General features: G+C 53.3%; 14 protein-coding genes. 4 read left to right on the top strand and 10 right to left on the bottom strand.

All coding sequences use genetic code 11. The features are described from left to right. Positions 1-3: 3 nt before the first annotated feature. The 9 genes from F5984_RS23910 to F5984_RS23870 all read right to left on the bottom strand — a co-directional run bounded on the left by F5984_RS23910 (position 4) and on the right by F5984_RS23870 (position 7,513). Positions 4-873 (bottom strand): hypothetical protein, encoded by an 870-nt coding sequence (locus F5984_RS23910; RefSeq protein WP_152126748.1) that lies wholly within the window; start codon positions 871-873, stop codon positions 4-6. 32 nt (positions 874-905) lie between these two features. After that, positions 906-1,658 (bottom strand): hypothetical protein, encoded by a 753-nt coding sequence (locus tag F5984_RS23905; RefSeq protein ID WP_152126747.1) that lies wholly within the window; start codon positions 1,656-1,658, stop codon positions 906-908. Positions 1,659-1,673: 15 nt separating this feature from the next. Further along, positions 1,674-2,153: a hypothetical protein gene (locus F5984_RS23900; RefSeq protein WP_152126746.1), complete on the bottom strand. Its 480-nt coding sequence runs from the start codon at positions 2,151-2,153 to the stop codon at positions 1,674-1,676. Between the two features lies 1 nt (position 2,154). Then, positions 2,155-4,671 carry a TraG family conjugative transposon ATPase gene (locus F5984_RS23895; protein WP_152126745.1) on the bottom strand — a complete coding sequence of 839 codons (2,517 nt, stop codon included), beginning with the start codon at positions 4,669-4,671 and terminating at the stop codon, positions 2,155-2,157. A gap of 15 nt (positions 4,672-4,686) precedes the next feature. Continuing rightward, positions 4,687-5,019, bottom strand: a complete 333-nt coding sequence (locus tag F5984_RS23890; RefSeq protein WP_152126744.1) for a DUF4133 domain-containing protein — start codon at positions 5,017-5,019, stop codon at positions 4,687-4,689. Next, positions 5,019-5,321 carry a DUF4134 family protein gene (locus tag F5984_RS23885; protein ID WP_152126743.1) on the bottom strand — a complete coding sequence of 101 codons (303 nt, stop codon included), beginning with the start codon at positions 5,319-5,321 and terminating at the stop codon, positions 5,019-5,021. Before F5984_RS23885 ends, F5984_RS23890 begins: the two co-directional genes overlap by 1 nt. A 59-nt stretch (positions 5,322-5,380) precedes the next feature. Continuing rightward, the gene (locus F5984_RS23880; protein WP_152126742.1) at positions 5,381-5,866 is read right to left on the bottom strand and encodes a hypothetical protein; all 486 of its coding nucleotides are present in this window, start codon (positions 5,864-5,866) and stop codon (positions 5,381-5,383) included. A gap of 382 nt (positions 5,867-6,248) precedes the next feature. Next, positions 6,249-6,812, bottom strand: a complete 564-nt coding sequence (locus F5984_RS23875) for a DUF3408 domain-containing protein (protein ID WP_152126741.1) — start codon at positions 6,810-6,812, stop codon at positions 6,249-6,251. A gap of 17 nt (positions 6,813-6,829) precedes the next feature. After that, positions 6,830-7,513, bottom strand: a complete 684-nt coding sequence (locus tag F5984_RS23870; RefSeq protein WP_152126740.1) for a ParA family protein — start codon at positions 7,511-7,513, stop codon at positions 6,830-6,832. A gap of 467 nt (positions 7,514-7,980) precedes the next feature. On the opposite strand from F5984_RS23870, the gene F5984_RS23865 reads away from it, so the two are divergent. From F5984_RS23865 to F5984_RS23850, 4 genes are all read left to right on the top strand, one after another. Beyond that, positions 7,981-8,430 (top strand): hypothetical protein, encoded by a 450-nt coding sequence (locus F5984_RS23865; RefSeq protein ID WP_152126739.1) that lies wholly within the window; start codon positions 7,981-7,983, stop codon positions 8,428-8,430. Next, on the top strand, positions 8,397-9,785 hold the full coding sequence (locus F5984_RS23860; protein WP_152126738.1) for a relaxase/mobilization nuclease domain-containing protein: 1,389 nt from the start codon (positions 8,397-8,399) through the stop codon (positions 9,783-9,785). The genes F5984_RS23865 and F5984_RS23860 overlap by 34 nt, the downstream gene beginning before the upstream one ends. 468 nt (positions 9,786-10,253) lie before the next feature. Beyond that, positions 10,254-12,254, top strand: coding sequence for a conjugal transfer protein MobC (gene mobC, locus F5984_RS23855; protein ID WP_152126737.1), 2,001 nt, complete (start codon positions 10,254-10,256; stop codon positions 12,252-12,254). A gap of 26 nt (positions 12,255-12,280) precedes the next feature. Beyond that, positions 12,281-12,616: a helix-turn-helix domain-containing protein gene (locus F5984_RS23850; RefSeq protein ID WP_152126736.1), complete on the top strand. Its 336-nt coding sequence runs from the start codon at positions 12,281-12,283 to the stop codon at positions 12,614-12,616. Here F5984_RS23850 and F5984_RS23845 read toward each other — a convergent pair. Continuing rightward, complete coding sequence (locus tag F5984_RS23845) at positions 12,608-12,862, bottom strand: hypothetical protein (protein ID WP_152126735.1); 255 nt, start codon at positions 12,860-12,862, stop codon at positions 12,608-12,610. The genes F5984_RS23850 and F5984_RS23845 overlap by 9 nt on opposite strands. Positions 12,863-12,880 lie beyond the last annotated feature (18 nt).

The raw sequence follows: 12,880 nt of genomic DNA, 5'->3' as shown, positions 1-12,880 counted from the left end.
GCGTTAGTAGGTAGTAGTACCGAGCTTCTGCCGTAGCTGCCGTTCGGTTCGTTGTTTCTGCTGGTATTTGATGGCCGAGTTCACATCCTGCCGCATCCGAATCAAACCATTCTGCCGACGCAGGGCCTCCTGCCGGGTTTGCCGGATGAGTTCCAGCCGCTCGTAGGGAGACAGGTACGTTAGCCGCCCGCCCTTTTTTGCCAGGGCCAGCTTCGCTTCCAGCACTTTAGTATCGGCCAGCCCACCCGCCGACGTAGCGAACAGAGCATACCCCACTTCGCCGGGGTACTCGTCTTTCAGCAGTTTTTCGATGTCGGCTTTGCCGTAGTAGTCGTTGATCAGATTCACCGTGTTGCCGTAGAGGTCTTTCATGACCTTCTGCGCGTTAGGCATCCGGCCATTCTGCTCCCACCCTGTCGGGAGTTCGTTCATCGCTTTCTGATAGGCCACCCGCAGTTTCAGATTCTGATACCGCAGTTTGTTGGTACGGCCCATCCCATCCTTCATCAGCGCGGTCAGTTTGCGTAGCTCTTCGGCGAGGGCCTGCTGCTTCTGCTTGTAGCGCATCTGCATGATGGTGACGGCGGGTACGGAAAACACCGTGCTCTCGGCAAGTCCCTTGTACACCTCATCCAGTACCTTCTCGGCAATGATGCTGCCCCAGTCGAGGCCCGGATCGGTCAGACCGCTCATAATCGCCTGCTCGTTCTCGCCGAGTAGCTGATCAATGGCCTGTTCCAGTTCGCGTTGGGAGGCCGGGCCGTTGCGTAGATCGCTCGCGCCGGGTACGTATTGTTGGGCCTGCGCTCCTGACAGCGCAAAGAAACCCCAACCCGTCAGGCAGCACAGCCCGACTCGTAATAGTCGTTTCATAAGAATACAGGTTTTCGGATGCGTCAGGCTGGCTATTTGCTGCCGACGTACCGGTTCAGACTCGATTTGTCTTTATAAAATGCCCTTGCCGCAGCCGTCTCGTAGGTCTGTTTGGCGCGGTAAGCATACGCCCGTTGCAGTTCGCCATGAACGGCCCGTAAGGCCCGCTGCCGGTCGGCCAGCTCCTGCTGTACGTTCTCCAGTATTTTCACCCGTTCGCCCTCCGACATCCATACCGCTTTCTGGCCCAGATTGACTGTGAAGCGCACCTCCATGGCCAGGTCATCGGTGTTGGCCAACTGATCGACGATTTTCCGGTAGGCGGTTGCCTCGCCCGGCGCAAAGACACCCTTGTTGAGCAGCGACCGTATCGGGGTCGCTACGTTGCCAACCTGCGTGAAGTCCGACTTCAGGTTGAGCTGGTCATAAAACTTTACGAACGTAGGCGAAAGCTCCGTGTGCGCTTTCTTCCATTCGTAATTGACCTTGTAGTCCTGATACTCAATCTTCTGTTGCCGGGAGAAGCCTTCCTTCATCATCTTCCGCAGCCGGGCCACCTCGCTCGTCGGCGATACGTTCAACAGATCACCCAGGATGTTCATCAGCTCGTCCTTGATGCCCTGCATGATGTCCCGTTCAGCTTCGCCCAGAATATCCTCAATCTGCCGGGTAATGTCATCCTCCATACCTCTCTCCATCCGATCACCAGGCAGAATAGCCTGCGCGTGAGTCTCAGCGTTCAGGAAGAAGGCTAACAGGGCCGTACCAATCCACTTACATTTCATCCGCACTTCGTTGCATTAGGGTTTATTGTCAGGCTTGCGGGTGAGCACGAGCGGGCCACGACCTGCTGCCGTCCGGTTAGAGGCAAGCGGGCTTTGATTGACCAGCTTACCCGATTTCACAAACAAACTGTCCTTTACGGGCTGCTGATCAGCACCACAGGCCAGACACGCACGATCTTGTATATACGTGCAGGTTAGCGGGCCAGCCGACAGGTTCCGAAACCATTCTTTGCCGGTTTTCAGGTCGACCGCGGCTGCGTACTTGGTCAGCGTGGTTATACCACCGCTTTTCTGAATGACATACTCGGTTCGGTCATAATGGTCCGGCTGAGGGTCGGGCGGTGTTCGTGCCGGCACATCATTCACCCAGGCCCCGACGAATGATTCGGGTACGTCCTTTGTCGCTGAACTGGCACCGGTCTCCGAAGAGCCGGTGTTACCGGAGCAGGCCGTCAGTCCGGCCCACAGGAATAGAAGTATCCGTTGCTTTCTCATCTTATGCGTAGCGGATTTCGTCGGCGTATTCGCGGAGGGCCACGTCGTAGCTGCCTCCATTGTCGTACACTTTCTTCTGAAGCCGCAGTTTTTCGGTTTGTTCGGTAGAAAACGCCAGATACTCCTCCAGCGATACCTCAACCCCGTAAACCTTAGCCATCTGACCGCCCCATGAGATAAACACCTCCTTGTACTTCCGGCGCGGATCGAGGTCGCGGTTCAGCGAGAGGCACAGGTCCTTTTCTTTCACCGTCAGGGCCAGCAGGTCCATCACCTGTTTGAACTTGTTCTGATACTTCCGCTGATCGAGCAAAATCTTTGTGTCAGCGTTGTTGATGATGGATTCCTTCACAATCGGCGAGCCGATGATGTCGTCCACTTCCTGCGTTACAATCCATGCCTCCCCGTAGAATTTCCGCACGGTTTTGTACAGATACTTGATGTACTCCGCCATGCCGTCTTTCATGATCGCTTTCCAGGCTTCCTCGATCAGGATAATCTTACGTACCCCGCCCAGCTTCCGCATCTTCGAGATAAACGTGTCCATGATAATGATGGTCACAACCGGGTACAGAATCGGGTGGTCTTTAATGTTATCCAGCTCGAAGACGATGAATCTTTCGTGGAGCAGGTCTAGCGTTTCCCGGCTGTTGAGCAGGTAGGCGTACTCGCCACCCCGGTAAAACGGCTTCAGCACGTACATGAAATTGTCGTAGTTGAAGTAGTCATCCCGCAGTTTGTGTTCAGCGATGTAGGTCCTGAACTCCTCCGCCATAAACTCGTAGAAGCTGTCGAAGCCCGGAAAAACATCCCGGTTCTGGGCCAGATGCTCGTAGTAGCCAGTAATCGCAGCCGACAGTGCCGTGTACTCAGCCATCGTCTGCCGCTCGTCGCTCCGTTTCCAGAGCGTCTGGAGCAGTACTTTCAGAGCTTCCCGCTTTTCGACATCCGGGTAATGACGACCCTCAATATAAAACGGGTTGAAGCTGATCGGCGATTCTTCGGAGTACGTCAGATACCGACCACCCAGCAGAGCGCATAGCCCCTGATACGAATGCCCCACGTCGACAATGACGGTGTGGCTACCCTGCGTGTGGTACGACCGAAGCGCATGGTTTGTAAAGAACGACTTGCCACTCCCCGAAGGCCCAATAATGAACTTGTTCCGGTTGGTCACCCAACCTTTGTCCATCGGCTCATCAGAGAGGTCCACCAGAATCGGCTTGCCCGACAACCGTTCCACCAGTTTCAGCCCATGCGTACTGGCTGAGTCCTGATAGTTCGTTTCGTGATTGAAGAAACACACCGCCTGGGGCACGAACGACCAGAATTTGTCTTCGCGGGGCAAATCGGCAGCATTGCCGGGAATACCCGCCCAGTACAGTGTAGCCGCATCCAGACTGTTCTCACGGGGCCGAACGCCCATCTTCGCAATGGCCGACGTAACCTGATTACGTAGCACCGGTAGTTTAGCTTTGTCCTCCGTCCAGATCTGCACGTTGTAATGCACCCGCACCGGTGAATAGCCCGTTTCGGCGGCATAATTCAGAAACTGGTCAATCAGCCTTGAATTCACTTCGTTGTTGGTCGAGAAGTTCGACAGTGACCGCATCTGCGTGGCCCGCTGCTCCAGTTGCGGAAACACCTGCTGCCGATCCTCGACGAAGATGTATTGATTGTAGAGGTGGTTGCAATTCAGCATCAGGCTCACCGGCGTCGCGTAGCCCACCGATACGTTGGAATTCTCCGACGACAGGTTCTCCAACCGGTTGTTGGTGCCAAGCTGTTCGGGCAGGTCTTCTACGTCCGAGATCGTGTAGAACTTCGAGTATTTGCCTCCTACTCGTAGCTCTTCCCCCATTTCAATGTCGGCCAGCGTAACGACTTCATCGCGCAGCGACAAACTCATATACCGTTCCAGCAGTCCAGGCGTAGCCGCTTTCCCGGTTTTCCGATCAGCATCGCGCCCGGCCAGGTCTTCGTTGGTTAGCCGCCGGAGTGTGATGCGCCGGGTACTTTCCAGAATTGCCTTGAACTGCTCAATTGAATTCAGAAACTCATCAATCTTGCGTTTATCGCTGAATTCCCTCGGCAGCAGCCGACCTTTAGAGAGCGTGGTTTGTACCGACGAGGCATTGTGCCGGTCGGCATACGTTTTCGTAATGTACAGGTAGCAGGCGTGGTGCAGGAATGGACGTTCGTTGAAGTGCCGCTCACTGGCCTTGTCGAGGAAGTTGGCCACCTGACCACTGGGCGCGTAGCTTTCCTCCACGAACCAATCCTGCTTATGGACAATCGTATGCACAGGCAATACGCCGATGGCTTTCGTCCAGGCTTCGCATAACTCCCGGTAATCGCCCAGCTCGACCCGCTCATCGTACTGCACGTTCAACGTGAAGATTTCGGGCAGCGTCAGGGCAAAGGCAACGGTGATGTCGCCATGCTTGGAGAGCAGGCAGTCGTTTTCAATAGCACCAATCGGAAACACCGACCGGATGTCTTTCATGCGAACTTTCATACCGTTGAGTTTTCGTTACGCCCGACGGGCGGTTGTCTTCCTGAGTTGCCGATAAACCGCTGAGTCCCGTACCAGCACCACGCCCGGCTGTTGTTTCCGGCCCCGCTGTTTATTAATGCCCCGCTCTCCGTATTGCTGCGACAGCCTGGCGAAAAGGGTGTACAGAACCAGCAGCACGAGGATGTAGCCTCCAAACGCAATCTTGGCTGGAATGCCGAACAGGAACATCAGCACGCAGGTCACTAAAAGCAGGCCCACGGCGGCTCCAGCCAGGTAGTAGATGAAATCCATTCCCCGGATGCCCAGTACTTCGGGTGGCCGGTCAATGCCTTTGTTGACCTTGAACATTACATAAAAACCGCTTCGAGCACCACCACCGAGACAGCCGCAAAAATCAACGCACCTACCCAGGAGCCAGCCGACTTGCGGGTATCCGGGTCACCACTCGACATCTTGGAAAACACCTGAATGGCACTGACTACCCCGATGGCCGCGCAGACGTAAAACATGAGCTTCGTGAGGGACTTGAACGTACCCTTCACCTCCGAAGCGGCCTTTTCTAACCCCGAATCAATCGGGCCGGCGTGAACGCCCACCACACAAACCAGCAGCAGTATCGCTGCCATCAACCACACGTTTGGCTTTTTCATGGTACTTGTTGACTATTAGGTATTGAAATTATTGGTTGCTGCACGATTGAGACGGACTTTCAGACCTCAGCTAATTCCGACTCGTGGGCCATTTCGTCGAAGAGACTGGCATAAAATGCGAAGCCTTCGGTGTGTCGGTCTCCCGCATGACCCTCCCCTACCCCATCGGGGTTTGCCGCGCCGACACCGACATCTTCGGCCACAGCATTGACAACCCGCTCCAGGTTGGTATCTCCAAACTGTGGAAGCGATTCGAGATAAGACCGGAGTTGCGGCCACAACTCGTGACTGATGAGGGCGGCAATCTTGGGAACAATGGGCGTCCAGCTATCGACGTAATCGGTGAGGTCCACTTCGGGTAACTCCACTGATTCGCCTTCCTGATCGGAATCAGGAACTACGACAAAATCCTCGTCTGTCGTAGCTAAGAAAGGGCTTACGCCTATTTCGGGCTGTGCAGGCTGAACTACGACAAAATCCTCGTGGGTCGCATCCGGTTGGGCGACACTCCGTCGAGCCGCGTCCGGTTCAGTGGAGGGATTCATGTCAAAATCAAGCCCCTGAGCTTCCGGCTGGACAGGCATCGACGGGTCAACTACGACAAAATCCTCGCGGGCCGCGTCCGGCTGAGTCTGCCCAGCCGGGTACAAACTTGTGAGATCATGTACCCCATCCCACCGGGTATTGGTCTGGCCAAGCAGGTCGTTCTCATCGATTGCAACTGCCTGACTGTCTTTCTGATATGTATCCGTATTTGCCTTTGTATAAGGCATACTACGGCTGTTAGATGCGGAACGTACACTGTTCCAGCCGAATGCCGTCCAATCGTAGTCCCGGTAAACCAGCCATCCAAACCATCCTGCGCCAGCCAGGCCAGCCGCCGATATCCACAATAACATGCGAAGACCGGCGCGACCCGGCATTACGCTAAAATCCTTTAGATAATCGTTCCAGATGCTCTTTCTGCATCTGGTTCAGTACACTTTCATTGTCCTTAATGTGTTGAGCGACAATATTTTCTAAGATTTCCGGCATCGTTATCTTCGTATTGCTCTCTTTCGAACTACGGAGCAAAAACGTTAATAACCGATACGTCTTCTCGCTCATATACATCATGTTCGTCGGCTTTTTAAAGCCTTCGATCCGTTTGAAAAACTGGGCTTCGTAGCGTTCCCGCTGCTTCCCTGGCTTTCCCGAAGCAGGCTCCTGCTTCACGCTCTCCTCCTGTCGGGGAGCAACTACGACGTTTTCCTCCTGTTTTTCCGCTTCCACCGGCGTGACCTGGGCCTTAGCCTGTGGTTGAACGGCTTTCGGCTCCTGCTCCTCGGCTCCCTTCGGCACTTCGATTGCCGCTGGAGTAGTTACTGCCGGACTCTCGCCGATGCCCTGTTTCGACAACCACGAGTCGAGGTCAGAGCCAATGCCTGAGATGCCTGAGGTTGCCATCAGCGCGATGTCGTCGGCTGCTCCCTTGTTCGATTTTTTTGCCATAAAGGTACGTCTGTATTTTAATTCAAAGCAAATTTTTGATTTATCTCGTAAATCAATCTTTTAATTTCGGGATGGGGAAACAACGTTGACCGGTTGTTTTTCCAAATCACCGAATCTTTAATCCGGGTCTCCAGGATGGTCAGGTCACCCCGCTGCGCGGCCATGCTCTCGATGGATTCGTAGATAGCCTGCCGCTCGCTCGACTTGTACTTGTTCCAAAGCAGATAGCTTTTTAGAGGCTTCCCTTTTGTCCGCCCAATTTTACTGAAAGCGTCCAGAGTCATCATGCCGGCTGCGAATGTGAGCTTGTCGGCTTCCATGGGCAGAATAACGTAGTCCAGCCGTTTGACGACCTGATCGTAGCCCGCAATGTTGATGGTGCCGGGCATATCCAGAAATACCAGCGTATCGGGCTGATCGGCGAGACTGTCGAGCATAGCCGGTGCATCGGTCATCGACACTTTCCTTACGTCGTAGGGGGCGCGGCCCTGTTTCTGAAGGTCGGCAAGGAGTTCGGTATCCTGCCGGAGCTTGGTGATTTCAAGCGCCCGCTCGTTAAAGAACGAGTGCTGCGGGAAGTCGGCATCCAGCACAATCACGTTCTTTTTCTCCACTGCGTGGAAGTAGGTCGCCATGTGCATAGTCAGGGTCGTCTTGCCGGTGCCCCCCTTCTGCGTACAGATAGAAATGAATACTGCCATATAGTAGTGTATTATTTATGACAAACATAAAGACTTTCTGTCAGTCATACATACTGTATACCATAATGACTGCTATGCTGACTGTATGACTTACTGCTTAAAAGCATGACAGTTATTATAAAATACTAAAATTATTACAGTAATCATAAAATACTAAAAAACTGCAAACAGTATAAAGATTGTGGAGGGCCTGAGACTAAATTTTAGTATGACAGTATTGTAAGATTACAGTGTTGCAGTGTTTATAAAATACTGAAGGAGGGCGGCAGTTGATACCAGGGAGAGACAACCAAAGGACAGGTTTAATAAAACACTAAAATTTAGTATTACTGCTTTTTAGTATTGTTGCAATAGCTCACTCTCCTCTAACAGACGCCATCCCGAAAAAAGCAAGATGTGTTTTCTGGTACGGAATTCTCCAAAAAATGGCTATACTTATCAGAAAAAGGGAAAAAAGTGCGTAAAACGTGGCGACAGGAAAAGGAGGAAGAAAAGAAAAAAGTGAGGAACAGCAACTCACTCAGGTAGTTAAAACAACCCTAACCAAAACAGACCTAGAGGGACTTCAACGAGCCTACAAACAGCAGACAACTGGCCAGAAAATAAGTTTCGCGGAGTACATCCGTCAGCAATTACTGGCAAAGTCCGACCCGAAAAGCGGTAACGAGGAGCGGTCTAAATTGCTATCCATTCAGCTTGAACTTGCCGAGATAGGCAGTCAGTTGGGCCAGATTCTGGGTAAGATCAGGCAACAGGAAGGTCTTACATTGCCCGAATCAGATCCTGATGGTGGTTCAGAAACTGATAGTGAAAAGGAGCAGTTACAGCTTAGGCTCGCTCAAAACCTTGACTGTGTTGAAGCAACAATCAAGCAGATTTCACAATGGTTGTACGACTGCTCACCGGAAAAAATATAGCGGGTGCCCTGTTCTACAATGAGCAGAAGGTCCGGGAAGGCGATGCCGAACGGCTGGCCGCTGGCAACTTTCCCGACCCGAAGACGGCCCTGGCTTCGTGGCTGGCGAAGCGGGAAATGCTGGAGTTCCTGGCCAGTGGCAACCCCCGCGTCGAGAAACCGACCGTACATCTGTCGCTGGCATTCCACCCGACTGAGCGGATGGGTAATGACCTGTTACGACGTATTTCACAAGAGTTTCTTGACGAGGCCGGGTACGGAAAGCAGCCGTATCTGCTCTACCGACATCACGATACAGCGCACCCGCACGTCCACGTCGTAACGGTGTGCGTTGACCGGAAGGGGCAAAAAATTTCGGACACGTTTATCCGAAACCGGATGAACACCATCCGGCAACAACTCGAAAGAAAGTTCGGACTTATCGAAGCCGAAGGGGAGAAGCCAGCATTACAAGATGGGGTAGGGGAGGGGCAGGCCCGGAGCCGACTCGGCCAGCGGGAGACAAAAGCCGCCATTGAAGCAACGCTCGAACGTGTAACCAGCCGGTACAGTAGCAGCAGTTTCGACGATCTGAAACGGCTACTGTCCACGTACCATATTGATGCCCGCACGGTTCATCACAAGGTCAGCGGTCGGCCTATTACGGGTGTCGTGTTCCGCCTGACGGATGGCACGAAGCCTATTTCTGTAGCCATTAAGGCCAGCAAGCTGGAATGCAAACCAACGTTTGACCGATTGCAGGAACTGTTCAAAGAAGGCCAGGAGCGCAAGGTTGACCGGAAACCACAACTGCTGAACACGCTCCGGCGACAGCTTTCCGGCTACCAGTCACTAACCGAAGCCGACTTCTACAACGTAGTTCGTAGTGCAGGTGTACAGGTTGTCGAGACAGACGGAACGTACCTGTACGTCGATCACAGCCGGGGGAACGTCTGGCACGAGACCGAATTAGGCGGGGCGTGGAGCTATGACCGGCTCAGTAAAAAGTTTGGGAACGCCACTGCGAAGGTACGTACAGATATCGGCCCGGAGACCGGGAAGCAGTTGGGTCAGCAGATTTCCCGGCTTTTTGAACAGTACAGACAACAGGCAGGCAAAGCGGAAAGTGAGCTTGTTGGGGAGTTTCCGTTTACTGAGTTAGTTCAGAGGCTACGGGGCGAAGGGATACCGCTCGAACAGGCTGTTCTGACTGTCCGACAGTTTGAAGAATACAAACAGAGCCAGTTGCCACAGATCAGAGCCAGTGAGCTATTAGGTAAACCAATAACATTGGAGCAACCTCAGCAACCCAATCTGTCGAACAGAAACGAGGGCCTAAAGACAGAAGATACGGTCATTAGTCACCGGATTCGATGATGTATTGGGGCAATCAGCGAAAGGAAGGGGCAGGATTTTATATGATTGATTTGATAAATCAATTTTGACCTATTTCTTTTGTGTCGAACTTGCTGCCAAAGCAGCGCATCGCAGGTTCAATTCAGCTATTACTAACGATAAAATAGCCCCGGATTACCCGGCCACAAAGCCCCTCAAAACGGCTGGCTGGAAGAAGAATCAGGCCATTGACTACGTGGAGTAAGTTGGGGCCGTGAAGCAAACGACAACGATTTAGCGGGCCTCCGGGCGGTTAACATTCAGGTAGCGACCGAAGCGTCGGACCGCGAGGATTTTGTCGTAGTTGGATTGCCATGCACTCCGCGAGGAATCTGTCGTAGTTCAACGGACAAGCCGAACGTGGCCCGACGGAGTGCCGCCCACGAGGTTTTTGTCGCAGTTCACGGACCCAGGTACGTGAAGTAGGGTAGGAGCGGGGCAGGTTTCACTATGAGTTCAGAACAGGAGAAGGAGTATCGAGGCATACTGTCGGTGATACTTTATCTGGCATTTGCCGTCATTGCCGCCCACTTGTATTACGTTGGGTACGATACCTGGCACCGCAGGGGTCTGACGCTGCCGGTGCTCGATCAGTTTCTAATCAACCTCAACCAGAACCTGCATCTGTTCGATAGCCTAACGGTTAGCAAACTGGTAGCATTGATTCCGTTGGCCGTGTACACCTTCGGAAACAAACCCCGCAAAACGCTGACGATTACGTGGCGCAGGGTATTGACGGGCCTGGGAGTTGGGCTGCTGTTGTATTTCGGCAACTCAGTGCTATTCAAACTCGGCTGGCTATCGGCTGACTCGCGGGCCATCGGCTACGCCCTTACGACCGTCACGGGCTTTCTGGTGCTGATCAGGGCGGGCAGCGATGCTAACCGCATCATCAACATCCGGGTGGATAAGGACCTCTTCAACGAGGAAAATGAATCATTTCCGCAGGAAGAAGACCTGGTCAGCAATGAGTACTCCATCAACATTCCCACGGAGTACTACTACAAAAACCGGAATCGGCGGGGCTGGGTTAATGTCGTGAACCCGTTCCGGGCCGCGATGGTGCTGGGTACGCCCGGCTCCGGGAAGTCGTTTGCCGTGGTGAACAACTACATCCGGCAGCACATCGAGAAGGGGTTCGCCATGTACATCTACGATTTCAAATTCCCCGACCTCTCGACCATTGCCTACAATTACCTGCTGAAACACCACCGCAGCTATGAGGTACGTCCCAAATTCTACGTTATCAACTTTGACGATCCGCGCCGGTCGCATCGTTGCAATCCGCTTTCGCCCGAAGGCATGACCGACATCGTGGACGCGCAGGAAGCCGCCCGGACCATACTGCTCAATCTGAACAAAACGTGGATTCAGCGGCAGGGTGATTTCTTCGTAGAATCGCCGATGAACTTCCTGACGGCCTGCATATGGTTTCTGAAAAAGTACCAGAATGGCCGCTTTTGTACGTTCCCCCACGTCATTGAGTTTGCCAACCGGGAGTACGACAAAATTTTCCCGGTGCTGCTGTCAGAGCGCGATGTCGAGAACTACACCATCCCGTTTGCGAGTGCGTTGAAGAAACGGGCGTTCGAGCAGTTGGAGGGGCAGATTGCGTCGGCTCGTATTCCGCTCGCCCGGCTGGCATCGCCCGCGCTCTACTGGGTGATGACGGGTAACGACTTCACGCTGGAGATCAACGACCCGAAGGCCCCTAAGATTCTGTGCGTGGGGAACAACCCAACCCGGCAGGAAGTGTATGGGGCGGCTCTGGGTCTGTATAACGCCCGGCTCGTTCGCTTGGTCAATCGCAAAGGGCGGCTCAAATCGTCAATCATCATCGACGAGCTACCGACGATCTATTTCCGGGGGCTTGACAACCTCATTGCCACGGCGCGGAGCAATAAAGTGTCCACCTGCTTGGGCTTGCAGGACCTCAGCCAGTTGAAGCGAGACTATGGCGACAAGGAGGCCACCGTGATTTTCAACACCGTTGGCAACGTGTTTTCGGGGCAGGTAGTGGGGGAAACAGCCAAGACACTGTCGGCCCGGTTCGGGAAAATTGTGCAGCGTCGGCAGTCCTACACCATTAGCGACCGGGACACGACGACGAGCATTTCGACCCAACTTGATTCGCTGATTCCTGAGTCTAAACTAAGTAATCTGTCGCAGGGCTTTTTTGTGGGGGCGGTAGCCGATAATTTTGCCGAGACGATCAGTCAGAAAATCTTTCACGGGCAGTTAATCGTAGATGAACCGACGCAACGGGACATGCAGACGTTCGGCCCGATACCAGAACTGACGAGTCGGGAGCAGTTATCCGACGACGCACTGGCTACGCTGCTGGAGCAGAACTATCGACAGGTGAAAACCGACATTGATACATTGCTGGCAGATGAGCTTGACCGAATTGAGCAGGACCCGGAACTCAGCCATTTGCTGGCAGGCTCGTAGCGGCCCCGGCACCACCAACCAATGAGATGACCGTTGACATAGACCCTTATCGTACAGAACTGGCCCGTCGGCTCGGGCAATTGAGAACACAGTTTGGCCACTCCCAACGCGACTTCCAGGAAACGCTGGGATTAGGGCAGAATATCATCTTCCGGGCCGAGGGCGACCTGAACGTAAGCGTGGAAGCCCTGCTTAAGCTGGCCCTTTTCTACGTGCAGGAACACCAGATCAACCCAGACTGGCTATTTAACCCTGACAATTCCGACCTGCCGCAGCAGAACGAACAGGCTATACGGAATCGGAGGAAGGTGGTGATTTTTGATAAGATGGTGGAGGAAATGCGGGTGGCGGAGTTAGTCTGACGACTGCAAGCTACCTTGTTTGTAAACGGCGTGGCAAAGGCTAAATATCTGTTCAACGGGGAGGTCTAAGAATGCTGCCAGTTCGCTTATCTCGTGGATGCTTACATTACGAAGGTGCTTTTGCCTTGATTTATACCAGTTGTTGTAGGACATCTGCATTACCTCGGCAATCTTTCCCTGTTTGATCCCCCGAAATTCAATCAGTTCAAGAATATCCTCATAAAGCGGTTTTACTGACTGATCCATAGACGTGTTTCAATTTGC

This window comes from Rudanella paleaurantiibacter (assembly GCF_009184635.1).
In the GTDB taxonomy this organism is placed as follows: Bacteria; Bacteroidota; Bacteroidia; order Cytophagales; family Spirosomataceae; genus Rudanella; species Rudanella paleaurantiibacter.
The sequence above is the reverse complement of the archived record's forward strand: the minus strand, read 5'-3'. Positions and strand labels throughout refer to the sequence as shown.

Coding starts and splice junctions, on each gene's coding strand:
- F5984_RS23885 (WP_152126743.1), bottom strand. CDS start 5,321: ATGAAAAAGCCAAACGTGTGGTTGATGGCAGCGATACTGCTGCTGGTT.
- F5984_RS23890 (WP_152126744.1), bottom strand. CDS start 5,019: ATGTTCAAGGTCAACAAAGGCATTGACCGGCCACCCGAAGTACTGGGC.
- F5984_RS23910 (WP_152126748.1), bottom strand. CDS start 873: ATGAAACGACTATTACGAGTCGGGCTGTGCTGCCTGACGGGTTGGGGT.
- F5984_RS23900 (WP_152126746.1), bottom strand. CDS start 2,153: ATGAGAAAGCAACGGATACTTCTATTCCTGTGGGCCGGACTGACGGCC.
- F5984_RS23875 (WP_152126741.1), bottom strand. CDS start 6,812: ATGGCAAAAAAATCGAACAAGGGAGCAGCCGACGACATCGCGCTGATG.
- F5984_RS23870 (WP_152126740.1), bottom strand. CDS start 7,513: ATGGCAGTATTCATTTCTATCTGTACGCAGAAGGGGGGCACCGGCAAG.
- F5984_RS23845 (WP_152126735.1), bottom strand. CDS start 12,862: ATGGATCAGTCAGTAAAACCGCTTTATGAGGATATTCTTGAACTGATT.
- mobC (WP_152126737.1), top strand. CDS start 10,254: ATGAGTTCAGAACAGGAGAAGGAGTATCGAGGCATACTGTCGGTGATA.
- F5984_RS23895 (WP_152126745.1), bottom strand. CDS start 4,671: ATGAAAGTTCGCATGAAAGACATCCGGTCGGTGTTTCCGATTGGTGCT.
- F5984_RS23905 (WP_152126747.1), bottom strand. CDS start 1,658: ATGAAATGTAAGTGGATTGGTACGGCCCTGTTAGCCTTCTTCCTGAAC.
- F5984_RS23850 (WP_152126736.1), top strand. CDS start 12,281: ATGACCGTTGACATAGACCCTTATCGTACAGAACTGGCCCGTCGGCTC.
- F5984_RS23860 (WP_152126738.1), top strand. CDS start 8,397: ATGGTTGTACGACTGCTCACCGGAAAAAATATAGCGGGTGCCCTGTTC.
- F5984_RS23880 (WP_152126742.1), bottom strand. CDS start 5,866: ATGAATCCCTCCACTGAACCGGACGCGGCTCGACGGAGTGTCGCCCAA.